At 61.4% G+C, this 26,091-nt stretch carries 19 protein-coding genes; 9 read left to right on the forward strand and 10 right to left on the reverse strand.

The annotated features are described in order from the left end of the window. Window positions 1-61: 61 nt before the first annotated feature. Window positions 62-2,146 carry an ABC transporter substrate-binding protein gene (locus tag NKH80_RS03520; RefSeq protein ID WP_254819492.1) on the reverse strand — a complete coding sequence of 695 codons (2,085 nt, stop codon included), beginning with the start codon at window positions 2,144-2,146 and terminating at the stop codon, window positions 62-64. Window positions 2,147-2,271: 125 nt separating this feature from the next. After that, complete coding sequence (locus NKH80_RS03525; protein ID WP_254819493.1) at window positions 2,272-3,738, reverse strand: alpha-glucosidase/alpha-galactosidase; 1,467 nt, start codon at window positions 3,736-3,738, stop codon at window positions 2,272-2,274. 277 nt (window positions 3,739-4,015) lie between these two features. Here NKH80_RS03525 and NKH80_RS03530 point away from each other — a divergent pair, with 277 nt between their 5' ends. The 5 genes from NKH80_RS03530 (at window position 4,016) to NKH80_RS03550 (ending at window position 9,139) form a co-directional block, all read left to right on the forward strand. Further along, window positions 4,016-4,813, forward strand: coding sequence for an AraC family transcriptional regulator (locus NKH80_RS03530; RefSeq protein ID WP_352989852.1), 798 nt, complete (start codon window positions 4,016-4,018; stop codon window positions 4,811-4,813). A 490-nt stretch (window positions 4,814-5,303) separates the two neighbouring features. Next, entirely contained in the window at window positions 5,304-5,741 is a 438-nt protein-coding gene (locus NKH80_RS03535) for a CBS domain-containing protein (protein WP_352472517.1), read from the forward strand. A 113-nt stretch (window positions 5,742-5,854) separates the two neighbouring features. Further along, window positions 5,855-6,778 carry an NADP-dependent oxidoreductase gene (locus NKH80_RS03540; protein ID WP_352989672.1) on the forward strand — a complete coding sequence of 308 codons (924 nt, stop codon included), beginning with the start codon at window positions 5,855-5,857 and terminating at the stop codon, window positions 6,776-6,778. Window positions 6,779-7,139: 361 nt separating this feature from the next. Beyond that, window positions 7,140-8,831 carry an FAD-dependent oxidoreductase gene (locus NKH80_RS03545; protein ID WP_352989675.1) on the forward strand — a complete coding sequence of 564 codons (1,692 nt, stop codon included), beginning with the start codon at window positions 7,140-7,142 and terminating at the stop codon, window positions 8,829-8,831. Beyond that, on the forward strand, window positions 8,828-9,139 hold the full coding sequence (locus NKH80_RS03550; protein ID WP_036238601.1) for a UBP-type zinc finger domain-containing protein: 312 nt from the start codon (window positions 8,828-8,830) through the stop codon (window positions 9,137-9,139). Before NKH80_RS03545 ends, NKH80_RS03550 begins: the two co-directional genes overlap by 4 nt. 111 nt (window positions 9,140-9,250) lie before the next feature. Here NKH80_RS03550 and NKH80_RS03555 read toward each other — a convergent pair whose 3' ends face one another. The 3 genes from NKH80_RS03555 to NKH80_RS03565 form a co-directional block, all read right to left on the reverse strand. Beyond that, on the reverse strand, window positions 9,251-10,231 hold the full coding sequence (locus NKH80_RS03555; protein WP_352989678.1) for a GNAT family N-acetyltransferase: 981 nt from the start codon (window positions 10,229-10,231) through the stop codon (window positions 9,251-9,253). Between the two features lie 185 nt (window positions 10,232-10,416). After that, window positions 10,417-11,412 carry a sterol desaturase family protein gene (locus NKH80_RS03560; protein ID WP_352989681.1) on the reverse strand — a complete coding sequence of 332 codons (996 nt, stop codon included), beginning with the start codon at window positions 11,410-11,412 and terminating at the stop codon, window positions 10,417-10,419. Between the two features lie 236 nt (window positions 11,413-11,648). Further along, window positions 11,649-13,577, reverse strand: coding sequence for a heparinase II/III family protein (locus NKH80_RS03565; protein WP_352989685.1), 1,929 nt, complete (start codon window positions 13,575-13,577; stop codon window positions 11,649-11,651). Between the two features lie 116 nt (window positions 13,578-13,693). On the opposite strand from NKH80_RS03565, the gene NKH80_RS03570 reads away from it, so the two are divergent. Both NKH80_RS03570 and asnB read left to right on the forward strand, forming a co-directional pair. After that, entirely contained in the window at window positions 13,694-14,935 is a 1,242-nt protein-coding gene (locus NKH80_RS03570) for a glycoside hydrolase family 5 protein (protein WP_352989686.1), read from the forward strand. Window positions 14,936-15,101: 166 nt separating this feature from the next. Continuing rightward, window positions 15,102-17,027 carry an asparagine synthase (glutamine-hydrolyzing) gene (asnB, locus tag NKH80_RS03575; RefSeq protein WP_352989689.1) on the forward strand — a complete coding sequence of 642 codons (1,926 nt, stop codon included), beginning with the start codon at window positions 15,102-15,104 and terminating at the stop codon, window positions 17,025-17,027. Here the strand turns inward: asnB and NKH80_RS03580 are convergent. Further along, the gene (locus NKH80_RS03580; RefSeq protein WP_352507202.1) at window positions 17,001-18,119 is read right to left on the reverse strand and encodes a glycosyltransferase family 4 protein; all 1,119 of its coding nucleotides are present in this window, start codon (window positions 18,117-18,119) and stop codon (window positions 17,001-17,003) included. The two genes, asnB and NKH80_RS03580, sit on opposite strands and share 27 nt — an antisense overlap. Window positions 18,120-18,288: 169 nt before the next feature. Between NKH80_RS03580 and NKH80_RS03585 the strand changes: the two genes are divergently transcribed. Next, window positions 18,289-19,728, forward strand: a complete 1,440-nt coding sequence (locus NKH80_RS03585) for a lipopolysaccharide biosynthesis protein (protein WP_352989691.1) — start codon at window positions 18,289-18,291, stop codon at window positions 19,726-19,728. A gap of 43 nt (window positions 19,729-19,771) precedes the next feature. On the opposite strand, the gene NKH80_RS03590 is transcribed toward NKH80_RS03585, so the two are convergent. From NKH80_RS03590 to wecB, 3 genes are read right to left on the reverse strand one after another with little or no spacing between them, the layout of a single operon-like run. Continuing rightward, the gene (locus NKH80_RS03590; protein ID WP_352507204.1) at window positions 19,772-20,575 is read right to left on the reverse strand and encodes a WecB/TagA/CpsF family glycosyltransferase; all 804 of its coding nucleotides are present in this window, start codon (window positions 20,573-20,575) and stop codon (window positions 19,772-19,774) included. Next, on the reverse strand, window positions 20,572-21,903 hold the full coding sequence (gene wecC, locus NKH80_RS03595; protein WP_352989694.1) for a UDP-N-acetyl-D-mannosamine dehydrogenase: 1,332 nt from the start codon (window positions 21,901-21,903) through the stop codon (window positions 20,572-20,574). Before wecC ends, NKH80_RS03590 begins: the two co-directional genes overlap by 4 nt. Further along, window positions 21,896-23,050 carry a non-hydrolyzing UDP-N-acetylglucosamine 2-epimerase gene (gene wecB, locus NKH80_RS03600; protein WP_352507206.1) on the reverse strand — a complete coding sequence of 385 codons (1,155 nt, stop codon included), beginning with the start codon at window positions 23,048-23,050 and terminating at the stop codon, window positions 21,896-21,898. Before wecB ends, wecC begins: the two co-directional genes overlap by 8 nt. A gap of 522 nt (window positions 23,051-23,572) precedes the next feature. Here wecB and NKH80_RS03605 point away from each other — a divergent pair. Continuing rightward, on the forward strand, window positions 23,573-24,694 hold the full coding sequence (locus NKH80_RS03605; RefSeq protein WP_352989697.1) for a glucosamine inositolphosphorylceramide transferase family protein: 1,122 nt from the start codon (window positions 23,573-23,575) through the stop codon (window positions 24,692-24,694). A gap of 19 nt (window positions 24,695-24,713) precedes the next feature. On the opposite strand, the gene NKH80_RS03610 is transcribed toward NKH80_RS03605, so the two are convergent. Then, on the reverse strand, window positions 24,714-25,991 hold the full coding sequence (locus tag NKH80_RS03610; RefSeq protein ID WP_254819510.1) for a VpsF family polysaccharide biosynthesis protein: 1,278 nt from the start codon (window positions 25,989-25,991) through the stop codon (window positions 24,714-24,716). Window positions 25,992-26,091 lie beyond the last annotated feature (100 nt).

A 26,091-nucleotide genomic window follows, 5' to 3' on the forward strand; every position in this document is an offset into this window, starting at 1 on the left:
CTGGCTTTGTCCCGGCCGCGCCAGCAGCGCGGCCGGGAATTTTCAAGTCAGGGGAGGAAACTCAGTTCGTCGGACCCTTGTCCCCGGGCTTTCCGGGAAGCTGTTCGGGAAACAGCTCATATTTCTGCTGCTTGTCGGCGGCCACCCAGACCCGCTCGCGGACGATCGAGTCCTCGGCCCAGTTGAACATGAAGATTGGCGTTCCCTGCGGGATATTGGAGAAACGTTTGTTGATGATCAGCGCGCCGGGATATTCGGTGAGCCCGACGGTATAGACGTGTTCCGTCGAGATCTTCTGGAACTGCTTCATCAGGCTGGCCCTCTGGTCATTGTCCTGCGCCGAGACAAACTTGTTGACGATATCGACAAGGTCCTTCTCGAAGGGCATCAGATCTACCTGGCCGTTTTCCGGAGCGCGGTGGTTCCAGCTGGTGCGTGGGCCGACCGGCGCCAGTTGCTCGGTGTTCTGCACGACCGAGGTGAGTTCCGTTTCGTTGCGCCTTATCAGCCAGTCGAAGCGACCGGAGTAATTGGCCTGATCGCGCTGGGTACCGTTCAACCCGTTCAGGACAACGCGAATACCTAACTTCTCCATCTGACCGACGACGCCCTCCGCGAGGCTCTTGTCGGTGGTGTAATCGTTGTTGACGAGCATCACGATCTCGACATTCTTGCCGCCGGCGGTGCCGGCAGGAAAATTGACGAAGCCGTCGCCGTCCGTGTCCTTTAGGCCTGCCTTGGCGAGTTCCGCCTTGGCGCCTTCGAGATCGAAGGGGTAGTAGACCGTCGACTTCCGGTCGTAGAAGCTCGTGCCCGAGGAGAAGCCGCCGGGATAGATGGCAGTGAACGGACCCTTGACCAGCGAGTCGCCGAGCGCCTTGCGGTCGAGCGCCATGGTGACGCCCTTGCGGAAATCCTCGTTGCGGTTCAGCTCGCGTATCGCCTGTCCGCGCTCGTCGGGGTTACCCCAGCCATTGGCTGAGAAATTCATGCGCAGATTATAGCCGATCAGCCGCGGACCGAACGCAAGCCGTGCCGGCGCGTCCTTTTGTGCCGCGCGCTTCAGCGAGGCGACGAAGTTCTCCGGCTGCTCCAGATTGGAGAAGTCTCCCGCCCCCGATACCGCCTGAACGTCGCGGTCGGCCCAGGTCGACAATTTGTAGTGCAACTCGTTGAGATACGGCAGCTGGTTGCCCTTCTCGTCGACCTTCCAATAGTACGGATTGCGACGCATGACGATGATGTCGTCGGGGCGGTATGCCACCGGCACCCAGGCACCCATCACCGGCATGTTCATATATTCCGGCGGGAAGGCGTTCTTGAACTGCTCGTAGGTGTTCTTCGAATATTTCGGATGCTGCGGCTTGAGGATATGCGACGGGCCCGGACAGAAGGTGCCGTAAGCCATGGCGTAAAGGTATTGTTTCGGAAAGGCGTCCTTGAACGTCCACTCGACGGTGTAGTCGTCGATTTTCTTCAGCGTCGTGCCGACGCCGAAGGTCTCCTGCGTGGCACCGTTCAGCGGCGACACATTAGGGTCGATCACCTCGTCGTCCCAGTAGAACATCACATCGTCGGCGTTGAACGGAACGCCGTCCGACCATTTCGCGCCCTCGACCAGATGCATCGTCAGCGTGTGGCCGTCCTTGGACCAGTCCCAGCTCCTGGCGAGGTTCGGCAGCGGCTCCGTGTCCTTGGCCTCGACCTGGAACAGCGGCGCGGTGCGCGTCAGGCATTCGGAAAGGCCGATGTCGATGCCGCCCCAGCCCTGCGTCTGGCCGGCGCCATAGTTCCAGCCCTCCGGCCGGCCGCCGATGACATGACGCATCGTATCACCGTAGACACCGACGCCGTCCGGCATATTGCCGGTCTTGAAGACCAGCGGCTCCTTCGGTAACCGGTCCTTGACCGGCGGCAGCTTGCCTGCCTTGACGTATTTGTCGGTGACCCAATCGGGTTCGTGGTATTCCGGAAGTGCCTTGAACTCCAGGATGGAGTCGCGCGCGACGTACTTGATCTTTCCCTCGGCCGGAAATTGCGCGGGCACCGGCGGCACGGTCGGCTCGGATGCATACGCGTTCAGGGCCGAGGCCGAGACGCTAAGCGCCAGCCCGGCGAGAATGCCAATGTTTCGGAAATTCCTCATCGTCTCTCCTCCCTGTTGTTCAGGAGCGCGTTGACGCCGCTCCATTTCTCCTCGAACGAATGTACTTCCGGGTGCGGTGCCGAAAATTCCTCCCGAAAGCTTGCCGCGATCCGTCCTGGCGAAATTCAGACGGCCTGCTTGAGAGCCGTTTTTTCCGCACGTAGTTCCTCGATCGAACGGACGTCGCGCCGTGCCGCTCCGGCCCATTCACGGGTCTTGATCCTGGATTTGGAAAGCCGCTCCTTCGCGGCCGGCACCGCATCGGCATATTGAGGCAGCCAGCGGGCCTGGGCGACGACCATTTCGTCCACCATCTGCCAAACCTCTTCCGGCGTCGAAACCGCGCCGACCAGCGGATCGTGCAGGACGGCGAGCTTCAGCAGGTCGATATCGCCTGAGATCGCCGCATGAACCGACATGCGCTGGACGTTGATCGAGGAAGTGCAAGTGGCGGCGCAGGCCTCCGGCAGCGTGATGCCTGCAGCCATGTTGATGCCGAAGCGATCGACGAAGCCGGGCGACTCGATGATGGCGTCCTGCGGCAGGTTGGTGACGATGCCGTTGTTCTTGACGTTGAAATGGCCGCGATAAACGCGGTTCGTCTCCAGCGCCTCGAGAATGTGGCTGGCATGCTCGTTGGAGCGCTTGGCGGGGTCTATCGGCCTGGCGGCGGATTCCAGAAATTGCGGGAACTCCGTTTCGAACCAGTTGCGTGTTTCGGTCGAATAACGAAGGTAGCCGCCGGTCTCGCCGTGGATCCAGTCGGACATGTCTATCCAGCGGGTGATTTCGTCCGGCCGCTTGCGATACCAGGGCAGGTATTCGGAAAGATGGCCGTTGCTTTCGGTCGAATAGACGCCGAAGCGCTTCAGGACATCGATGCGCAGCTTTTCCTGCTGCGAATAGACCGGATGCGCCTCGAAGGCGGCAACCAGTTCGTCCTTACCGATCTTGCGGCCGTTGAGACGCAGGTCGATGAACCAGGTCTGATGATTGATGCCGGAGCAGATGTAGTCGAGCTCGGTGCGCGACTTGGCGCCGAGCACTTCGGCGATCTGGTCGGCGCCATGCTGGACGCCGTGGCAAAGGCCGACGGTATCGACCTTGCCATATTCGATCGCCGCCCAGGTGTTCATGGCCATCGGATTGGCGTAGTTTAGGAATTTCGCCCCAGGCTCGGCGACTTCGAGGATATCCTTGCAGAAATCGAGGATTACCGGAATGTTGCGCTGGCCATAGAGGATGCCGCCGGCGCAGATCGTGTCGCCGACGCACTGGTCGATGCCATACTTCAAGGGAATGCGGATGTCGTCCGCATAGGCTTCGAGACCGCCGACGCGAACGCAGCTGATAATGTAGCGGGCACCCTCGAGGGCGGCACGGCGGTCGGTCGTTGCCGTAACCTTAGTCGGCAGCCTGTTGAATTCGACGACCCTGTCGAGGATCGACTTGATCATCTGGAGGTTGCGTTCGCTGAGATCGGTCAGTGCGAATTCGACATCCCTGAATTCAGGAACGCACAAAATGTCGGTGAAGAGCTTCTTGGTGAACCCGACGCTTCCCGCACCGATAATAGCGATCTTGAAACTCATCAGCCTCACCTCGACCTGATCGAACGCTAGGGCAAAGGCGGCGAAAAGAGGCCTGGCCCGCCTGCCACATTATGCAGGCTGGAATCCGGCACTTCCTCCCATCCGCTCGTTGACCGCGGTTTCTTTTGCTTTTCTCGAGGGATTATGCGCCTAATTCGGCACGCGACCAGAGAAGGATTATGCTTTTAGGGGTAATTTTGTGCTGCGGAACTTGATCGACATCGGGCCGGCGGGCAGGACGGTATCGCTGCCGCGCGGGCGCCAGCGCCTACACACCATGCCGACAAGCACCGGCTATGAAGTGCGCGAGAACGAGGTCTACGACTGGGATGGGCGCAAGCGCGGCCAGACGCCGTTTACCGTGCTCCAGCATACGATCAGCGGCACCGGCCGATTGCGCTACGAGAACCGGAACTACCGTCTGCAAAAGGGCGATACGTTGCTGGTTCTCGTGCCGCACAACCACCGTTACTGGCTGGCCAAGGGCGAACGCTGGGAGTTCTTCTGGATATCGATGAACGGCGAGGAGGCACTGCGCATCCACAAGTCGATCCTTGCCGCCGTCGGTCCGGTGCTGCGGCTGCAGCCCTCGACGATCGATCATCTCGCGGATTGCAGCGTACGCCTGATCACGGGCGCGGTCTCGCCGGGAGCCGCCTCGGCCGTCGCCTATGAAGCCGCCATGGCGCTCTACGACGATGTCTTCGGCTCGCATGCCGTCACCGACGACGAGAGCGCCATGCAGCCGGTCATCGACCACATCAGGGCCAATCTCGACAGGCCGCTCCGCGTTGCCGATCTCGCCGAGATCAGCGGCCTGAGCCGCGCGCATTTCTCGCGCTGCTTCGCCGAGAGCGAGGGACTTCCGCCCGCCGAATTCGTGCTGCAGCAGCGACTGCAGCGCGCGGCGAAGTTGCTGACGAAGGCCGATTTCCTGCCGGTCAAGGAGGTCGCCATCATGTGCGGCTTCGAGGATGCCAATTATTTTTCCAAGGTCTTCCGCCGCCTCTACGGCATCAACCCGACGCAATTCCGCACCAACGGAATGTATGCCAGCCTGGGAACCGCCCGATAGATTGGCCCCGCTTGGCACCAGGTGAGGGAACGCTTTTGCTTCCCCTCGGTTTAGGACAAGAGAGCCCGCTCGCCGCTGCCGCACCCCGCTCTGGTGGAGATCAGGCCACAGATATCAGGGGAGTGATCGATGAACAACCCCGATCCGAACAACCCGACTCCACTGCCGGACAATCCCAATCCGGAGCCGGCGCGGCCGCCTGCCCCGCCGGAGACTCCGCCGGGAGAACCTCCAGGCGTACCCCCGCCCTCGCCGGATCCAATTCCGACGCCGGATCAGGAGCCACTTGGAGTTCCTCCTGGCACGCCTTCCGAAATTCCTTCGGAACCGACCTTTCCCGGGCCGACCGCCTGAAGGCGGTCGGAGTGGAGGATGGGTGATTTGGCGAAGCGCTCGAAACGGGTCTTGCCATGGAACGTTTTGCGCTGGCGCTCATTCACCCTTCCATCACGAAATTCGGCGGCGGGCCCTGCAACCAACGGAGGTTAAAATGAAAGTTGGCAACTGCATGACAAAGGACGTCGAGATCGCCAGTCCGCAGCAAACCCTGCGCGATGCGGCAGAAATGATGGGTCGCCTCGACGCCGGCGCGATGCCGGTGGGCGAGAACGATCGACTTGTCGGCATGGTAACCGATCGCGACATCGCAATCCGCGGCGTCGCCCAAGGCAAGACACCTGACGCCAAGGTACGGGAAGTGATGAGTACCGAGGTCAGGTATTGCTTCGAAGACGAAGACGCGGAGGATGTTCTGCGCAACATGGCTGACCTGAAAGTGCGCCGCTTGCCAGTGCTAAACCGTGACAAGCGCCTGGTCGGCATCGTTTCGCTGGGCGACCTCGCCACCAACAGCGAGACCGCGACAGCAGGTGAAGCGCTGAGCGGCATCTCGCAACCCGGCGGCGAGCATTCGCAAACGATACACTGACGGCGCGCCACCGGCCGGCCTTTGCCACGACCGAACCGCCGGCTTGATAGACGCCGGTCTGCCGGCGAAACAGTTCAGAGGCGAATTGGACTCAACCCGACGAGGAGCAAGCCATGATTACTATGAAGGCCGTCCGTATCCACGATTTTGGTGGACCGGAGGTTCTTTCGCTGGACGCGGTTCCGTTGCCTCAGCCCCATGACGACGAGGTCACGCTCAAGGTCTACGCGGCAAGCGTCAATCCCGTCGACTACAAGGTTCGCGAGGGCTCTTCGGGCGCGGATCTGCCCGTCACGCTCGGCCGCGACGTGTCCGGCGTGGTGGAACTGTGCGGCACGCGAGCCCACACGCTGAAGGGCGATCCGCTATATGCCATGCTCGGCAACGACCGCGGCGGCAACGCCGAATATGTCGTCGTCAAGGCAACGGAGGCGGCGGCGAAGCCGCAACGCTTAAGCCACGCCGAAGCCGCCGCGGTGCCACTTGCGGGCCTTACCGCGTGGCAAGGCCTTTTCGATCACGGCGGCCTCAAATCCGGGCAGCGGGTCCTTATCCATGGCGGCGCCGGCGGCGTCGGTCACCTGGCGGTGCAGTTCGCAAAGGCCGCGGGCGCGTTTGTCGCGACGACCGTGTCCGCGCAGGATTTCGATTTCGTTCGCGGGCTTGGCGCCGACCAGGCGATCGACTACAAGAACCAGCGCTTCGAGGAGGTTGTCGAGGACGTCGACCTCGTCTTCGACCTGGTAGCGGGTGAAACACAGGACCGCTCGTGGGACGTGCTCAAGCCCGGCGGGACGCTCGTCTCAACGCTTTCCGAACCGTCGGCGGAGAAGGCCCGCCTGCGTCGGGCTCGCGGCGTTTCTTATTTGACCACGCCGAACGCGGCGCAGCTTGCCGAGATCAGCCGCCTCATCGACGCCGGGAAGGTCAGGCCATTCGTGCAGGCAGTCTATCCTCTTGAGGAAGTCGCCAGGGCCGAGGAACAGCTCGAGAAGCAGCACACGCGCGGCAAGATTGTGCTTCAGGTAGCTGCCTGAGCACTCGCCGAACAACAGGCCGCAGGCGAGTTTGCGGAGCGCTCGGACACAGGCCGTTTTCTGCTGTCCAGAAGCCCGGCGGCCGAGAGTTTGACACAGGACGGCCCGCCGGGCCTGGCCGGCTTAGGCAGATGCCGGTTGAAGCAGCATGCGCCGGGTTTGCCGGGATGCGCAAATCAAACAAATCAAGGAGATGCAACGGATTGTGAGGCACGTCGCGACGACACCGTCGCACGGGCCGCCGTCAGTTAACTGCAAAGCGAAGGGCACAGCGTTTACCGACAGGCGGGCTAGGTTCCTACCGGCCGCAAGCCGCAAAAAACCGCTTCAAACTGTCGGAAACCGGCGATAGGTTCGAACCATGTCTCAACCCGCCAATCCGATCTCCATTGCCCGTCGCGATCAGATGTTCCCAGTGCTGGCTGAGGGGGACCTGGACCGCATCGGCCGTTTCGGCGAAGCCGTGTCCTATGCCGCAGGCGAACAGATCGTTAAAGCCGGCGAGCTGGCGCCCGGTCTGGTCGTGGTCCTGTCCGGCAAGGTGGATATCATCCAGGGCGGCAGCTTCGGCCGGCGCGAAACAATCGTCACGCACGGTGCGGGCAATTTCGTCGGCGAGTTGGCGCAGCTTTCAGCCCGACCCTCACTGGTGGATGTGGAGGCGGTCGAGCCGGTCGAGGCGCTCGTCATCCCCTCGCAAAGGCTGAGGGACCTGATGGTCCAGGAAGCAAACCTCGGCGAGCGCATCATGCGGGCGCTGATCCTGCGCCGTGTCGGCCTGCTCGAGAGCGGCACAGCCGGCCCGATCATTGTCGGACCGGTCGACAGCGGCGACGTTTTGAGGCTGCAAGGTTTTCTGGCTCGCAGCGGTCAGCCGCATCGCGTTCTCGATTCGGCTGCCGATCCCTGCGCCAGGACGCTGATCGAACGCTTCCATGTCGATATCCACCATTTGCCGATCGTGCTTTGTCCAAACGGCAAGCTGCTGCTCAACCCCGGAGAGAACGAGCTTGCCCGCTGCATCGGCCTAGTGAGGCCGATCGACGCCGGCAAGCTGTACGACGTGGCCATTGTCGGCGCCGGACCGGCCGGCCTCGCGGCGGCCGTCTACGCGGCTTCCGAAGGGTTGTCGACGATCGTGCTCGATTGCCGTGCGTTCGGCGGACAGGCGGGTGCCTCCTCGCGCATCGAGAACTACCTCGGTTTTCCGACCGGCATTTCGGGAATGGCGCTGATGGCGCGCGCTTACAACCAGGCGCAGAAATTCGGCGTCGAGATGGTGATACCGGACGAGGCGAAGCTGCTGGGCAGCGCAAGCGACAGGTCCGGTGCCCACTACACGCTCGCCGTCGGCGGCGGGGAGACCGTGCGGGCACGCTCGGTGGTGATCGCCAGCGGAGCGCGCTATCGCCGCCTCGACATGGCAAACCTGGCGCAATTCGAGGGAACCTCCGTGCATTACTGGGCTTCGCCGATCGAAGCGCGGCTTTGCGCCGGGCAAGAGGTAGCCCTGGTCGGCGCCGGCAATTCGGCTGGACAGGCTGCTGTCTATTTGGCGGCGCATGTGAAGAAGGTATGGCTGCTGGCGCGCGGCAGCAGCCTGGATGCGAGCATGTCGCGTTATCTGGTGGAGCGCGTCAGGGCACAGCCGAACATCGAAGTGCTGGCTGAGACGCAGATCACGGCGCTGGAGGGCGCCGACGGCAATCTTGGCAAAGTGCGCTGGCGCAACCGCGACACCGAGACAACACGTCCGATCCGCCACCTCTTCCTGTTCATCGGCGCCGATCCGAACACCGACTGGCTGGCGCAATGCGGCGTGGCGTTGGACGCGAAGGGCTTCGTTCGCACCGGGCCTGACATCGGCCAGGAACGTGGTGCACTGGAGACGAACCGCGGCGGCGTGTTCGCCATCGGCGACGTGCGCTCCGGCTCGATCAAGCGCGTCGCCGCTGCCGTCGGCGAAGGCGCCCAGGTGGTTGCGGCGCTGCATGCATATCTCGCGCGAAACGGCAGCCTAGCCGTCGCGCCACAATTGGTCAGGAGCGTATGATGGCAGACGAATGCAGGCACGCCGGGGACATTCGCGACGTGACGCCGAGCGCGCTCGGCTGCGAGGAATGCCTGAAGAGCGGTTCGCAGTGGGTGCATCTGCGGCTCTGCCGCACATGCGGTCACGTTGGCTGCTGCGACGACTCGCCCAACCGTCATGCCACCAAGCATTTTCGGGCAACCGGCCATCCTGTCATCGAAGGCTACGATCCGCCGGAAGGCTGGGGATGGTGCTACATCGACGAAATCTTCCTCGACCTCGGCGACCGCACCACGCCGCAAAACGGACCGATACCGCGCTTCATTTGAGCTTTTTTGTCAGCGGGCCGCTCGAGCAATTCCAGAAAAAGTGTGAACGGTTTTTGTCCGCAATTGCGTCAAAAAGGATGGAGCTGTTCGGCGTTTCCGTGAAGAACCGTTCTAGTCCAGGGCTGCTTCGGCTGGAGGGGGCGTATCACGTCCCTCTGGTGGTGCCGATGAACGCTCGCGCATTTGCCTGACGGTCTGGAGGACACGATCGGCAAGAGATGCAAGCGCCCCCTGTGCCGTGCGCGTCCCGATGACGGATTCCAGCGTAACCGCCTGCGTCGAGAATTTGTGTTTGAACGACTCTGCTCCACAGAGGAAATCGACCATGCTCAAGCCGTGATCGATCGACCACTGCACGTAATCCATCAACAGGATCACACCCGGCGACGCCCGGCCGAAATCCGGATCGAATGTCGTCACGAAGGCCATCATCACGTCGTGCTGGACGAAGTTGATCGACACCGCGACCATCACGCCATTGCATTCGAGGACGAAGATATGCAGCACGCCGGCGCGCGCCAACGCATCGACGAGCGCGGCGAGTACCGGCACGCCCTCTTCGAACAGGTCTGACTCACGCATGCGCTCGGTCAGCCATTTCCGCTTCAAGGCCGCGAGGCGCTCCAGTACCGGTTGCAGCGGCTCGTCGGGGGCAAGCAGGCGAAATCTCACCTCTCCGGTTTCTTCCAGCGCTTTGATGCCGCGCCGATAGTTCTGGCGCGTCTTTTTCGACTGGTCCGCGAACCATGCCGCTCCGCTTTCCCATTTTCCGGCAACGCGATAGCTGACTTCCGTTCGGTGAAAGTGACGAAGCCTGATGCCGCCGAAAGCTCCCGGCGTGAAAATTTTGCGGGCCGCCGCATCCGGCGAGAGACGACTGATCAAGGCAAGATCGAAGCCACCTGCATCGCAGAGTTGGGTCCATAGTTCCTGCAGCGCCGATAACGAGCATTCCGGGGCAACGAGAATATCTCCATAGTCGGTATAGCTGCCGGCCGCCCATTCGAGAAACCGCAGCCCCCTGCGCCTGCCGATCGCCAGCGGAACGACAGCAACGAGTTTCTCGCCCTTCCAGACCAGGCCGATCCGCAACGCGCGCTGGTCACGGCGTTGTACGGTACTCCACCATGCCGAAATCCAGGCATGGCTTTGAAAGATCAGCCCGTCGGTACGATGCCAAAGGTCCATCCAAGCGGCTTCGACCGCAGCCAGACGATCCGCCGAACGGACGATTTCCAGGCGCTCCGCGCCTAGGACGTCGATGGAAACAACAGTGTTCATGAAGGAGAACTGTCCTGTGGCTGCGCGACTACATTGGGCCGCCTGTGAAACAGTCGCATGACATGCCTTGCCATCTTCTTGAGCGGCAGGATGTAGAGCCCAAAGAGCGACTGATAATCGCGCACATCGCGATCAATCAGGCCAAATTTCAGGTCTTCATCCGGTTGCGGGACAAATTGCGTTCCGAACAGACGATCCCAGAACGAAAAAAGCAGGCCGAAATTCTTGTCATAATGACGAGGGTCGATGCTGTGATGCACCTGGTGCCAGTGCGGACACAGGATGATGTTGTTCAACGGGCCGAACGAGATCTTGAGATGCGTATGACGAACAAAGTCCATCATCAGGATGTTACGGATGACGTAGACGTTGATGCCGAAGATAGCGACCTCTACCGGATCGAGTGCGATCAGGCTCCAGATACCGAAGCAGATGCCCGGGATGACGCCATCCCACATACGGTTCATCAGATCGTCCAGCGGATGAACCCGGTCCTTGGTGATCCCCACCATCACCTCGGCCGAATGATGCACCTTGTGCAATTCCCACAGGAACGGGAAGCGGTGCTGGGCGACGTGGTAGAGGTAGTATGAAATATCATAGGCGACCAGCATGGTTGCGGTGAAGATGACGATCGTCACCGGTCCCGCCGGGCCGCCGAGAAGCGGCGCGTGAATGTTAAGGAGCCAGCCGATTGCCTCGCGTGTGCCATAGCCCATGGCGACGACGAAGGTGACGCCGGCGGGAATAAGCAGGAAAGGCATCATCGCCCGTTTCGTGATCCAGAACAGGGCGTCGGCTCGCGCCGACGGGTGCAGGATGATTTCCTGGGGGAAGGCGAAGTCGAAAAAATCCCTGAGGGACTTATGTTCGGCAGTTCGCCAGTAGGCGATCACCGCGCTGCCCAGTGCGGTGAGGAGAAGCAGGCCGAGCGTGGTCAGATTGACGTTCGAAAGCTTTTCCACAATCGCTCTGGCAAATTCGGAAAACATCGTTGCAGCGGCTCCTGGTCTAAGAAGGCAGTCTGGGGTTGCAAGCAGGCGATCTGGCGAATAGCAAAGCACAAAATTCCCGCCAAACTTGCTACGCCGCCTGCAACCAGTGGCTGTTGCGGACGCAGCGGGCAAAGCAGGCTGGATGGTGCGAGACTAGCAGATCAACGGTAACGAAACCGCTAAATGTCCAAACGTAATTAATGTCGAATACGGCTGGAACTCGCCCGGCAACTCTACGTTGGCGCCGGTTTTTGCCGTTGTGGCGGGTGAATTGGGGCAAGATGGATATGGATTCCGGCTTCGCCCACTTCACCGTGCCAGGCGAGGCGTTCGGCCTGCTGCCTGGTGCCAAAGCGCAGTGAAACCCAACCGCCTTGCCCCGGCATGTCACCGCCGGCGCCGGCGTCGAGCGCAGCGTCAGGAAAGCGGATGGCCAACAGCGCCTCGTCGCCGCGCAATACCGTGACCGTATCTTCGTGCCGGTCGGCATGGAGGCCGACGGCCAGCTGGAAGACGATCTCGGACTGACGCCCGCCGCCGAGCAGTTGGTCGGTGATGAGGATGCCATCGGCCTGGCGCGCCAAAGTGCGCTGATGCACGACGCCGAAGCGGCTTCTATAGCCATCATGCCGGGCGCTCAGCCTCCAGTGCGGTCCCGGCTCGCTCTCCACCAGCGCTGCGACTGCCTTGTGCGACCAGTTGAAATTTCCAGCGATGGTACTTTGGCTCTTGCCCTCGATGTTCAGCGTGTTGTGCGCTGGTGTGGAGCGGAACCAGTCGCGCCATGCGCCTCCCGAACCGTAGAGCCAGGTGCCTGGATCGACCAGCACCGGCTCACCGTCGATGCACAGGGTGAGCGACAGCGCGTCGGCATGGCCGTGCGCCGCTATCGAGAGATATCCGAGCGGTCCATGGTCGAACGTCAGTTCGACATTGCGGCCATTCATTGCCCCGCGCCAGACTGAGAGCCCGCCTTGCGCGAATGTCTGCAACCCATGCACCGCGGGAGCCGGACCCGACGGCGTACCAAAGAAAAGCGAACGAAAGTCGTCGGGCTCCGGCGCGTTGCCCGGCGTCCCCAGTAAGCCTTGGATGGCGGACGCGACGGATCGGATATAGTTCGGCTCGTCCCCCAGCTTCAGCACGTGGCCCTCATCGTCGTCGCCGAAGCGGGCGGCTTTCTGTGGCAGCCAGCCGACGAAATTGGCGAAGGCGCCCAGACGCGCTTCGACAGCCGAGGGAAACGGCGTTCCCGCCTGGCGTGCCGCGGCGGCGCACAGCAAGATGAGTTCGGCGCTGAAGGCTGCATAGGTCGGTGTTTGCTCGGCACCTGCGCCATCGGCAAGTATCTGCTTGTGCGTCTCATTCAGGAGGGCGCCGCGGGCGATTTCGGATCCGGCCCCGAGCGCCAGGCCGACCAGATATTCGCCGGCCAACTCTGCGACCAGATGGTTGTTGGCGGAGGAATATCGCGACGGAAACCGCGGCAGCCAATAGGCGCTTGCCGCTAGTATCTCACCAGCTTTCCGCAGCGTCGCTGGGTCAAGCTGGTCGCCGACGAGGTCCAGGGTGACGATCAGACTGATGGCCCGCAGCGCTACTTCGATGCCGGACGCCCAGCCGATGCCTCGGAACGGTGGATTGGCGGAGTGCCAACTACCGATTGCCGCCTCGATGGCACTCCGGGATCGATCGTCCTCGCCGAGGAGCAGGTGTGCAGCCAGTGGCGGCAATTGCTGCAGCCGGTTGATCTCCCAGACATATTTTATATCGCCAAGGTCGCCGCCGTGGCGAAAATCGATGTCGAAAGTATGAGCCTCGGGGCCAGGCCAAAGCCTGCCGGTCACCGGATCAAGACGCCAAAGCTCGGCGGGAAACAACAGTTCGGGCTCACGCTTTGGCCATGTCCGCCCGAGTGCAGAAAACCGGCCCTGAAGCATCTCTCGCGCGGCCGCCGCTATGGCTTGCCGTTGGGCGTCGGTCGCTGCCAGCGCAGCATGGCGAAATCCGGGCAGCACTGGGTGCAACCGCGGCGATGGATAGCGCTCCCACCCATCATCGCGGCGGCGCGACGCGATCCTTCGACGTTGCTCCACCAGCCGGTGCAGCACCTCGGCCGGTCCCATGCTGCGCAATCGGTTGATGTACCAGCCGATTCTCATGCACGCCCCGTCAACGTTTCGGTCCTTGTATACCATGCCGTCGAAAAGCTGCGGGCCGGCAATCTTCTTTCCCGTTCGTTGCGGTTAATATCTCCGGCGACCATACGGAGAGAGCGATGCGAAAAGCGGCGTGTGTTGTTGCCTGGGTGCTCGCCTTGCTTGTGGCGGCCGACGCAGCGCCCATCCCTCTCAAGCGCGGCATTGGCGTGCATCAGTGGCTCAACTGGTCGCCGGTGGAAAAAGACGGAACCTACGTTTGGCCGCCCTATCGCAGCGAAAAGGAGTGGCTTGCGGGAAGCAGGCCGCTCGCCGACTGGCCGTCCGGGGAGGTGTTTGCCCACATCCGATCGATGGGCTTCGACTTCGTCCGGCTGAGCGTCGATCCCGGCCCGCTGCTTGCCAGCGAGGGCGCCAAGCGGCAACAGGCGCTGGACATACTTGCCGCCGCCGTCGAGCGGATCACGTCGACCGGCCTCAAGGTGGTTTTCGACCTGCATGGCGTCACTCAGGTTCCCGACTACAGCATGGAGATGATCTATGGCGGCGCCGACAGCGAGGGCGTTGCCCGCTATCGTCAAATGGTTGTGGCGGTCGCCGGCATGCTGGTCAAGATTGGCACCGACAAAGTCGCCCTCGAACCTTACAACGAGCCCACATACTACCCTTGCCATGCGAGCGGCAGCGATGACTGGCAGCGGATCATGGCAGGGACCGTCCACGACATTCGAGCGGTCAGCAGTGAACTTACCATCGTTGCAACCGGCGCCTGCGGCGGCAGCATTGCCGGATTGGTCAACCTCAGCCCCGGCTTTGATGACCCAAACCTCTATTACAGCTTCCATATGTATGAGCCGCACAGCTTCACCCACCAGCGGCCCGATGACACAATCAGCTTTGCTTCGGGACTTCCCTGGCCGGCCGACAGCAGTACACCCGAAGTGGTGACCGAAACCCTTAGAGCGCGGATGGAGGCTGCCGGCTTGAGCAGGGTCGAGCAGGTCATGAACATGGCCACCGCGCGCCAAGCAATCGCGAGGTATTTCGAGCAGAACTGGGGCCAGAGCCAACTGGAGGCGAGCTTTCGCCAGGCTGTCGACTGGGCTGAAGGCCATGGCATCCCCAGTCGGCGGCTCTTCATGGGCGAATTCGGCGCTATCCTCATGTCCGCGGACGGCCGCATGGGCGCCTTTGAGGCCGACCGTTCGCGCTATCTCAAGGCAGTGCGCGGAGAGGCCGAACGCTTTGCGATCCCATGGTCTGTCTGGGAGTTCTCCAATCCCTATGGGATGAGCCTCATCCTGCCCGATGGCGCCCCGGTACCCGACCCGGAGATGCTGCAGGCATTGGGCCTGCCATAGGTGCCGTCACTCGCCCTCACCAGCGAACAACCGGTGGCAACCCCTGACCGCCAGGCTCCATCGAGGATGGCCCGTGGCAGCTTTCTCCCGGTCGGGTTGTGTCGGCACGAAGTGTTTAACACATTTGTTGTACTGAAGTGAGGAATGCGCGCGCCTAGGGGGAACAATGTGTGGAATTGCCGGATGGATCGGTCGAAGGGCTAAAAATCCACAAGAGCGGGCCGCCAGAATGTCAAACGCATTGCGGCATCGCGGTCCCGATGCCGAAGGCACCGAGATATTGGACCTGAATACCGGCGAGCAACAATTGGCATTGGTCCATCGCCGCCTGGCGATCATTGACTTGGCGCCTGAGTCAAATCAGCCGATGCAGATTGAGGACGGCCGTCTCAAAATAATTTTCAACGGAGAGATATATAACTACATCGAGTTGCGCCAGGAACTGATCGGCCTTGGCCATCAATTTCGAACGCGCTCCGATACCGAGGTGCTGCTCCGAGCCTACGATCAATGGCGCTTGTCAATGTTCGACCGGCTGAGCGGCATGTTCGCCTTTGCACTCTGGGATGCTCAGAGGCAGGAATTGATTCTCGCCCGGGATCCCTTCGGGGAAAAGCCGCTTTACCTCATGCAAAGCGAAAAATTGCTGCTGTTTGCCTCGGAAATCAACGCATTGCTGTCATCGCAGCAAGATGCGCAGCAACTCGATCTGGATGCCGTGGACGAGTATCTGAACTGGCGTTACGTGCCGGGACCACGCACGCTTTTTAAACAGATCCGCAAGCTCAATCCCGGAAGCTATGCTGTCTGGTCGCAAGGGGTAGTCAAGGAAACGCGCTACTATACGCCTCCGGACCAGGCGGCCGTGACCGAGCGGGTCGACGGAAAAACCGCCAAGCGGCGATTTCTGGAACTGCTCGACTATTCCGTCGAGATCAGGATGCGCAGCGATGCACCTTTTGGGGCCTTTCTCTCCGGAGGGCTCGACTCCTCGGCTATCGTCGCGCTGATGGCCAGGCACAGCCCCACGCCCATTCGCACGTTTTCTGTCGGGTTCGACGACGCAGCCTATAGCGAATTTGCATTCGCCCGACGCGTTGCCGATCATTTCAAAACCGATCATTGCGAACTTGTAATCCAGCCAGGCGATCTGATGGATCACCTGCCGGCGATGGTTCGCCAACGCGGGGCACCTGTTTCGCAAAGCAGCGATATTCCAATTTACCTAATGTCGGAGCGAGCCTCGCAAGACGTCAAGATGGTGCTCACCGGCGAAGGAGCCGACGAGATTCTCGGCGGCTATCCCAAGCATCGCGCGGAATCACTGGCCGGGATCTACCAGTCGCTTGTCCCAGCCTCGCTGCACGATAACGTCCTTTCCCCTGTGGTACGCGCGATGCCGGGCGCGTCGGCCAAGGTCGATACGTTTGCCCGCACCGCGGGCGAAAGGGACTTTGCCGCCCGGATGGTCTCCTGGTTTGGAGCCGTTTCCGCGCAGCAGCGCGCGTGCCTGATCGGTGCGTCCGCAAATCGCCGTTATGAGCGCAATGAGTTTCCGTTCTCGTCAAGCGCTGCGGCCTCCCATCTTCGCCGCGTGCTGTTTTTCGATCAGACGTCGTGGCTGCCTGACAATCTCCTGGAACGAGGCGACCACATGATGATGGCCGGTTCAATCGAAGGAAGAATGCCGTTCCTCGATCGCGACCTGGTTTCGTTCGTCAGCAAATTGCCCGATCGCTACAGGCTGGGTTGGTTGCACAGCAAGCAGATCCTGCGCGACAGCATGGCCAATATCCTCCCGGAGGAAATTCTCAGCCGCCGCAAGGTCGGGTTCAAGGTACCGGTCGCCGAGTGGTTTCGCGGATCGATGAGGAACTACGTGCATGACCATCTTTGCTCGCCTCACTCCGTCATTCGCAGCTATCTGAGTCCGAAACAGCTTGATCAAATCGTCTCCGAACACACCACGCGTGCCGCCGACCACGAAAAGCTGATATGGGCGCTGTTGAATTTGGAGATATTCCACCGCGAATTCAGGCTCGAAGCGCCGCCGCGATCGTCGGCCTCAGCCCTTGACCGGTTGACGGCTTGACGCGGCCGACCGCCAGACGTCGCAGATTGCGCCGACAAACGGGGCGAGCTCAAGCCGTTCCCGATGCACGGCCATGGCACCGGCACCAAGCCTTGCCCTCAGTGCCGGGTCCTCCACGAGGCAGCTCAACGCGTCGGTCAACGCTGTAACATCGCCTGGCGGCACCAGCAGCCCGGATTGCCCGTCGGTGATTATGTCTTCGACCGCGCCAACCGGGGTCGCCACCACCGCCAAACCGGCTGCCATGCCTTCGATCACCGACATCGGCAGATTTTCGGCGAAGGAGGGAAGAACCAGAATATCGGCCGAAGAAATCAGCGATGCGACATCGTCAGGTCCCACCCAACCTGGAAAGGCGATCCGGTCTGCAATCCGCAGCGCGGCTGACTTTGTCCGTGCCGCCTCGACTTCGCCATCGCCGGCAATCGTGGCGCGCCAATTCTTGACAGGGCTCATGCGGTGCAGTGCCTCCAGCAATTGCGGTACGCCCTTGCGGTCGCCGATGCGGCCCAGGAACAGGATATGCACATGGTCGCCGCCGCCGACATGCGCCAGCGGCGGGACTTCGGTCGCATTGGGCACGATCACGATATTGCCGGCTGCGCCCGGCGCCCGGCTGGCGACGAAATCGCGCCAAAGCCGACCCAAAACGATCACCCGATCGGCATGCTCGAACAAAGCTTTGATACGGCGGCTTATGAAACCGCGGTCGGCTTTCCAGAATGTCTGATACTGCGCCCCGTGCAAATGCAGGACATAGGGTATCGACAGCAGCCGTGCCCAGGCGGCGATCACCATCTTTCGGTAGGTGCTGCCGGAAACTGAGATATTGATGTGAATGACATCGGCACGTCCAGCCACACGCGCTTTAAGCATCCGTAAGCAAAAGCCGAGCATATAGAAGATCGAAAGTCCGACATGCCCCGGGCCACGACTGGCAAGGAAGCACACATCGATGTCGGCGATTTCTTGCCGTTCGAACTCCTGCTTCAGCGCCCCCATGATGCGGTCGATGCCGCCCTGCCCCGAAACGCCCGACGGCGTCGCGACCAGGACATGTATTTTTCGATCGGATATGAGGCGCTGCAACATGATGGTACCCTAAATAACACAGACTGGGTAACTGCAAAGCAAACGTTCCCAATAAGGTTTACGGCAAATCTTTTAGTTCAAACTGAATCTGTTCACCCTTCGCCGTCATCGCGCTGGATTTTCCGCCAGTCGGCGGCTAGTCGAAGGTGAGTTTTCCAGGGACACGCCCTTGCTGCTCCGTTCCACGCTCATTTATGCTCCGGCGATCCTGCTGACGCGAATTTCGGCGCTGCTCCTGCTGGTCGTCGTGACGCGTTTGATCGACCAGACCGAGTATGGCCTGCTCACTCTGGTGGTGACCGTCGGTGAAATGACCGACATTGCCGTCACCAACTGGCTGCGCATCGCCTTGCTCAGGCTTGGCGGCAAGGGCGAGGTCAGCCGCGGCAGCCTGATGCTGGCGGGGCAGGTGTTGCTTGCGACCACGGCCCTGGCGCTGGTCATATCGGTAGGCGCGTCGGCGGTGATCGTGCCTGAACGCTGGGTCGAGTTCGCGATCGCGGTCTGCGGCTATCTGGTCGCTGGGTCCATCAGCCGCTTCGCCTTGACGGTGCTGCAGATGCAGCAGCGCCATTCGGTCTATTCGATGCTAGAAGCCCTGCGTGCCTTGCTGCAACTCGCGTTACCGATCGGCGCTATCCTTGTCTTTCAGGACAGCTTTCTGACGGTGTCGCTCGGTTCGAGCCTCGGCGCCTTGATTGCCGGCATCGTGGCGGGGATCATGGCATCCCGACGCGTCGTTACCGGTCCGCCGCGTTTCACCCACAGAGACTTCTTTGCGCTCGGTGTGCCGCTGATCATCATGGCGCTGGTTGGGTTCGGGCTCAACAGCGCGGAGCGTCTGTTCCTCAAGTTCTATTACGATGCCAGCGCCGTGGCGATTTTCGCCGCGGCCTATGCGCTGGCCCGCCAACCGATCGATATGGTCGCCAACGCCATCAACATGGGCGCCTTTCCCGAGGTGGTTAGCCGCTTCGACGAGGACGGGCCCGCGGCATCGGGTCGGTTGCTGTCGCAGTTGATGGCCTTGATGATGCGGCTTTGCCTGCCTATTGCAGCGATGCTGGTCGCGCTCAGCGGCGATATCACCGAGCTCATGCTGCCCTCGCAATATCACGGCCGCTTCGGCCTGCTGTTTCCAATCATTGCCTTCAGCGTGCTGTGCGCCAACCTCACCAGCTTCGTCTATGGCGTCGTGGTGCACGCGCACAAGCGGCCGTGGCTGCTGATCATCGCCAACCTCTTCGGCTCGGTGGCAACAATCGCATTGTCCCTGCTGTTGATCCCCCCGATGGCCGAGATCGGCGCGGCTTTGGCGCTTGCGGGCGGCTCGGTAGTGGGCTCCATAACCTGCATTGTCATCAGCGAGCGGCTCACGCCGGTGCCGGTGCCGTGGCGCGACATCGGTGTCTCGGTAATCATCTCGCTCAGCACGGGGGTGGCCGCCAAGCTTGCCAGCATGGTGGCCGGCGACGTGCCGGCGATCTTCTCGCTTGTCGCCGGCGGCACCGCCGGCGCTGCGGTCTTCTTCGGGCTGACCTCGTTGTTCCATCCTGTAGCAGCGACGCAATTCGTCGCCCAGCTGCGGGCGCGGCTGCGGATCGCGTAAGGGGAAGTCCAGGGCCGAGGCCTGTTTGTGAGGGAACGCGAATCTATAAACCGGCGTTTCGGCGCCAGCGACGCTCCCAGAACTCCCGGCAGAGCAGCCCGGCATAGGCAGTGTTGGTATCGTAGTAGCGGCGCCACAAGCGTCGCGGCTCCTGGACGACGCGGAACAGCCACTCCAGGCCGGCCGCTTGTATCAGCCTCGGCGCACGGGCAACCTTGCCGCCATAGACGTCGAAACTGCCGCCCACGCCCATCACGAAGCTTGGGGCGAGTTCATCGCGGTAGCGTTTGAGAAAGCGTTCCTTGCGCGGTGTCGGCATGGCCACCAACAGGCAGTCGGCATCAGAGGCGTTGATCGCCGCGACGATCCCGGCCTCGTCCTCCGGCTTGAAATAGCCGTTGCGCGTTCCCGCTATGCTGAGGCTCGGATGGTCATTGGCAAGTCTCGCTACGACCGCATCGAGAACGTGCTGTTCGGCCCCCAGCAGATACGGCCTGAATCCACGCATCGCGCAGAGGCTCAGCAGATTGATCATGATGTCGACGCCCGCCACCCGCTCGGGCAACGCGACGCCGCACAAACGCGCACCCCAAAGCACGCCGATGCCATCGACATTGACGACGTCCGCCCCGGCCACGTCGTCGCGCAGTTCGGCGTTCTGGCGCATGGTCACCAGCTTGGCGACATTCACCACCACATGGTGCAGCGGCCGCCGCAGGGTCATCGCCTCTTCGGCGATGGCCAGCGTCTCTGCCATGGTCAGCGCATGGATAGGTGCGCCAAGGAACTCCCGGCGCCGTGACGCCAACAGGGAATGCTGCGCCCATGCCGGGGCGTGCGCGTTCATGCGGCCTGCTCCCTTGCAAGCGGCACTTGTGCGATCTCTGGTTTCTTGCCTTCGATGCGGGCGTCCGGCTTGCGCGCCTTGCGCCACGTCCACAGGCCCCTCGTATCGACGAGCTTCTTGTCCTTGAGCGCTTCGGGGTCGACCAGATTGAATTGCCGATGGTCGACCAGGAGGACGACGATATCGGATTTGTCGATGGCCGAAAGTGCATCGGTGAACGCGATGCCCCTGCCCTCGAGCTCGTGCGGCAGCGCATTTGTGTTGGGTTCAGCCGCAATGATCTTCACATTGGGGATATCGGACAGAAGCTTCACCACTTCGACGGCCGGGCTCTCGCGCAAATCGTCGATGTTGGCTTTGAAGCTGAGGCCAAGACAGGCGATCGTCTGCTTGCGGGAGGGATCGAGCAAGGCCTCGATATCCCTGACCACCGACATGGGCCGCTCGGAATTGATCCGGCGTGCCGAAGCCATCAGCCGCGTGCTGTTGGGTGCGGCATCGATGATAAAATATGGATCGACCGCAATGCAGTGACCGCCAACGCCCGGGCTCGGCTGGAGGATGTTCACGCGAGGGTGCCGATTGGCGAGATCGATCACTTCCCATACATTGAGAGACAGATCCTGACACACTGCTGCAAGCTCGTTGGCAAAGGCGATGTTGACGTCGCGGAACGCGTTCTCCGTCAGTTTCACCAGCTCAGCACTTTCGGCCGTTGTCATGAACAGGTCGCCAGTGACGAAGGTCGCATAGAGTGCCGCGGTCCGTTCCGACGATTTGCGTGACAATCCACCGATCGAGCGATCATTGTTGATCAGCTCGGTCAGCACCTTTCCCGGCAGCACGCGCTCGGGCGAATAGGCGACCAGCACATCGGCATCTTCGCCATGCTGGACAGGAAATTTGAGATCGGGCCGCGATTCGGCAAGCAGCCCGGTCATGATCCGCGTGGTTCCGACCGGCGATGTCGACTCCAATACCACAAGGTCTCCCCGCTTCAGCACTGGGGCGATGCTTCGTGCCGCCGCGAGCACGTAGGTCACGTCCGGCTTATGGTCGTGGGTCATCGGGGTCGGCACGGCGATGATATAGGCGTCCGCCGGCTGCGGCGTGCTGTAGGCCATGAGCTTGCCGTTCGCCACGACCTTCTGGATCAGACCGTCAAGGTCCGGCTCGACGATGTGGATTTCGCCGCGGTTGACCTTCTCGACCACCGCTCCGTTGACATCGACGCCAATGACGTTGAGCCCGCGGCTGGCGAAAATGGCGCAGGTCGGCAGGCCGATATAGCCCATGCCGATTACGGAAACGGTTTTGATTTCAGCCATGATGCAGCAGTTCCTCAACAATCCGGTTACTGGCCCGGCCATCGCCATATGGGTTGTGTCGTTCCGCCATGCCGCGATAGGCAGCCTGATCGTCGAGCAGGCGATTGGCGTTGAACAGGATTTTCTCGACATCGGTGCCGACAAGACGGGCGGTGCCGGCCACGATCCCCTCGGGTCGCTCGGTATTTTCGCGCATTACCAGCACCGGCTTGCCGAGTGAAGGCGCTTCTTCCTGCACGCCACCGCTATCGGTAAGCACCAGATAGCTCTGCTTCTGCAGGTACAGGAACGGCAGATAGTCCTGCGGCTCGACCAGGTGGATGTTCGGCACGCCTTCCAGCTCTGCGTTGACCACTGAGCGCACATTGGGGTTTGGATGGACAGGGTAGACGATCTGCACGTCTCCGCGCGCCGCCAATCCCTTCAACGCCGTACAGATGCGCTGGATGCCGCCGTCGAAATTCTCGCGGCGATGGCCGGTGACGAGGATCATCTTCTTGGAAGGGTCGAGGAAAGGGAAGCGGGCAGCGAGCTTCGCGTTCATCAGCCTGTCGGCATCGATCGCGCTTGAAAAATGCAACAGTGTATCGATCACCGTGTTACCGGTCACAAAGATGGTGCTTTCGGCTTTTCCTTCGGCGATGAGGTTGTCGCGCGCCTGAACGGTCGGCGCAAAATGCCAGGTGGCGATGTCGCCGGCAATCTTGCGGTTCAGTTCTTCAGGAAACGGCGAGTTGACGTTGTGGCTGCGCAATCCTGCTTCGACATGAGCAACCGGGATACGCTTGTAGAAGGCAGCCAGAGCCGCGGCCATCGCCGTGGTGGTGTCGCCCTGCACCATGACGATATCGGGCTTGGCCTTGTCCAGCACCTCGGCCATGCCAAGGAGCACGCGCGAGGTCACGTCGAACAGCGACTGGCCGGGTTGCATGATGTTGAGATCGTGATGCACAGGCAGGCCGGTCAGCTCGACAACCTGGTCGACCATTTCGCGATGCTGGGCGGTTATGCATATTTCGGTGATGAAGCCTGGATGAGCAAGGGCGGCGCGCGCCACTGGAAAGCATTTGAGTGCCTCCGGCCTCGTGCCGAACACGATCAGCAGTTTCTGCCTCGATGGCAGTTTTGGACGTGAAAGGACGTTCATCGCTGATCCTGGTCGCCTGCAGCCTTCGGGACATGCCGACTATTGCCCGCACGAGCTATAATAGCGTCGAGAAGCGCCTTCGTGATCTCAATTCTTAATATATGATTAACAACCAAGGCCGCGTTCTCCCGGCTTAACTCTTGTGAAAGGTTGGGCTGACAAGTAGTCTACGGTAGTAGTCTTGAAAAAGAATATATTGGATTGACTAATATTTTAATCATCGGCCACGCCGACGCATCCCGGCGCTGGGAAAATGAGCTTCTGGCGCGGTTGAGTGCGGCTGGACATGCGGTTTCGAGTAGCCGCGCGCCGACGCCTGAACCCAATGCGCGCGGAATGGATAATGTGCTGGCGCTCGAGGGCCGGCGCTTCGGCCCCTCATTGGCAAGCCGTTCCGAGCCGTTGCGATCCGGCGATACCGGCCCAGTCGATCTTGTAGTCGATCTTACCGCTATCGCCGCCCGACGGGGCACGCCTGTCCTGACGCTCGAATTTTGCGGCCACAGCAGCTTTGCCGCGGGCATGACCGAGATGCTGGCGAGCGGGCGGTTGCCCGAACTCACCGCGCGCCTCGACGGCGTTGCCGTCGCCAGGGCGCGGCCGATGATCAGCGATCGGCTATGGCTCTCCCGGACCAGCAACGACCTGCTCGCCGGCGCCATCTCCCTGATCGCCCAATGTGTCGCCCGCTTTTCCGCGGGCAAACTTGCGCCGATTATTGAGAGCCCGGCGCCGCCCCTGCAGAAAGGCGGATTTATCAGGCACTATCTGCCCTTTTTCGGCAGGGGAATGGTCGACCGCGCGGTGCAAAAACTGCGACGTGGTCGGCGCCCCTTCTATTGGCAGGTTGCTTACCGGCTGATCGACGGTCCAGGCGTCGCCGAGACCGGACGACTCGACGGTAAGCCGTTCACCGTGCTTGCCGATGACGGGCAGCGCTTCTACGCCGATCCGTTCGTTCTCGAGCGCGACGGCCGCCATTTTCTGTTTGTCGAGGAATTTCCCTATGCCACGGGCCGCGGCGTGATTTCGGTAGCCGAACTCGGCACCGACGGCACTTTCGGCGTGCCGAAGGTGGTGCTGGAGGAAGCACACCACCTGTCATATCCGCAGGTGTTCGCTCGCTCCGGCGAGATTTTCATGATCCCGGAAAGCGCTACGGCGCGCGAACTGGTGCTCTACCGTGCCGTGCAGTTTCCGGATCGCTGGGTACGCGATACGGTGCTGATGACGAACAGGGATTTCAACGACGCCACGCTGCTCGAATCCGACGGCCGCTTCTGGCTGTTGGGGACTGAGCGGTTCGGTCACGGTAGCGCGTCTGACACGATGGCGGTCTATTCCGCCCCGGCGCTGCGTGGGCCGTGGGCTGCGCACGCGCTCAATCCCGTCGCGGTCGACCACTCCGCCACTCGGCCGGGCGGCGCCTTTATCCGCCAGGAGGGCTCGCTGCTGCTGCCGGTGCAAAACGGCTCAAGAGCCTATGGTGGCGGCCTGGGGTTAATGCGACTGGATCGGCTTGATGATTTCGATATCCGTTTCGAACTGCCCCGCCCAATCGATCCGGGGCCGGCATGGGCCCGCGCGGGCATTCACACGCTCAACCGCGCGGGACGTGTCGAGGTCGTGGACAGCGCCGGCTGACCGGATTTGAGGCCCGTGCTTAACGAGATCCAGCCGGCTTCAATGCCGCGACCGAAGACTGGTCCCTGTAGGCAAGCAGCAACACCACGATGATCGTCATGTCCGGCGTTTTTGACGAAAGCGCGTTGTTCGACAGCGCAGCAAGCAAGAACGTTATGGTGCCGATCCATGCCGGCAGCGGCGCCCCTCGCAGCAGCCGGAAGACAAACCAGAATATCAGCGCTGTAAACAGCAGGGCTATGGGCAGGCCGAAGAGCAAGATGATTACCACAGGCGCGCTTTCGATGTAGGGCAGATGCAGCTTCTGCCTGACGATCGCCAGCAGGTCGTCAACGTTCATGCCGAACAGGATGTCGTTCCAGCTGACTAGTCCGAACACCTGGTAAATGGTCACCCGGGCCATGAAGTTTTCGTCGAAGATGGTGTTGCTGAACCGATTCAGCAGACCGCCCGCAAACAGTACAGCTACGAGCACCGCACCACCGGCGACGGTGAACATCAGTACGACAAATTTGGCCTGCCGCTCGTATTTGAGCGATAGGCCCGGCCAGGGCACGAACAGCAGCAGAATGAGGATTTCCGCCGTCGCGAGCATCAGCGCAGCGCGAGCGCCTGACGCAGCGCAACCGATGAATAACAGCAAGATCGCCATCACCCGCGCCCAAATGCGCCAGTGCGTCAGCGGCACAAATCCGATGGTCGTGGCGCAGAGCGCGCCCAGTGCCAGCGGATGAGCCGACAGGCCAGTTGGCCTGAATTGCAGTTCGTTCAAGCCATAGGGCAACAACCGATGTTGAGTCACCGCCTCGATGGTGCCGATGACAGCGCTCAGGACCGCCATTCCAAGCACGACGTCTCCCAACGCCCGCCGCACCTCTGCATTCAATGCCAGCATCAGCAGGCCTGTGGCGCCGGCCACCAGATAGGTATCGATGATGAAGCCGGAGGAGCCCGCACGGCCGGTAACGAACAAATAAGGCACCAGCGCGAACATCAGCACCGAATAGCGGATCAACGCCTTGAATATTCCAATTTCATCGCCGTGCAGCAAAAACGGCCGGCTGAAAAGAACGATAGGAAGCAGTAGGATGATCGCATAGGTGCCGAAATGCAGCTTTTCGTAGAACGAGCCTCCCTGGGCCGTATAGTCGACGACCATGTTCATCACTTGCGGCGACACCGTAAAGCGAAGCAGGAGCGCGAACGCTGCACATAGGAAAAACAGCAGCGACAGCGCGTTCTGACGGCGCGCTCGACTGGACAACACTCGTTCCGAAGTGGCAGCGGGGTAGCTCATGGCCCATCCAAATGGCGATATTCGAACGGCATTCTGGGCAACGAATCCCTTCAGCGTCCGCCAAGCGGACCGTGTGAACGGCAAAATGGGCCAACTTGGA

The sequence above is a fragment of the Mesorhizobium sp. M0904 genome (assembly GCF_040319475.1).
In the GTDB taxonomy this organism is placed as follows: Bacteria; Pseudomonadota; Alphaproteobacteria; order Rhizobiales; family Rhizobiaceae; genus Mesorhizobium.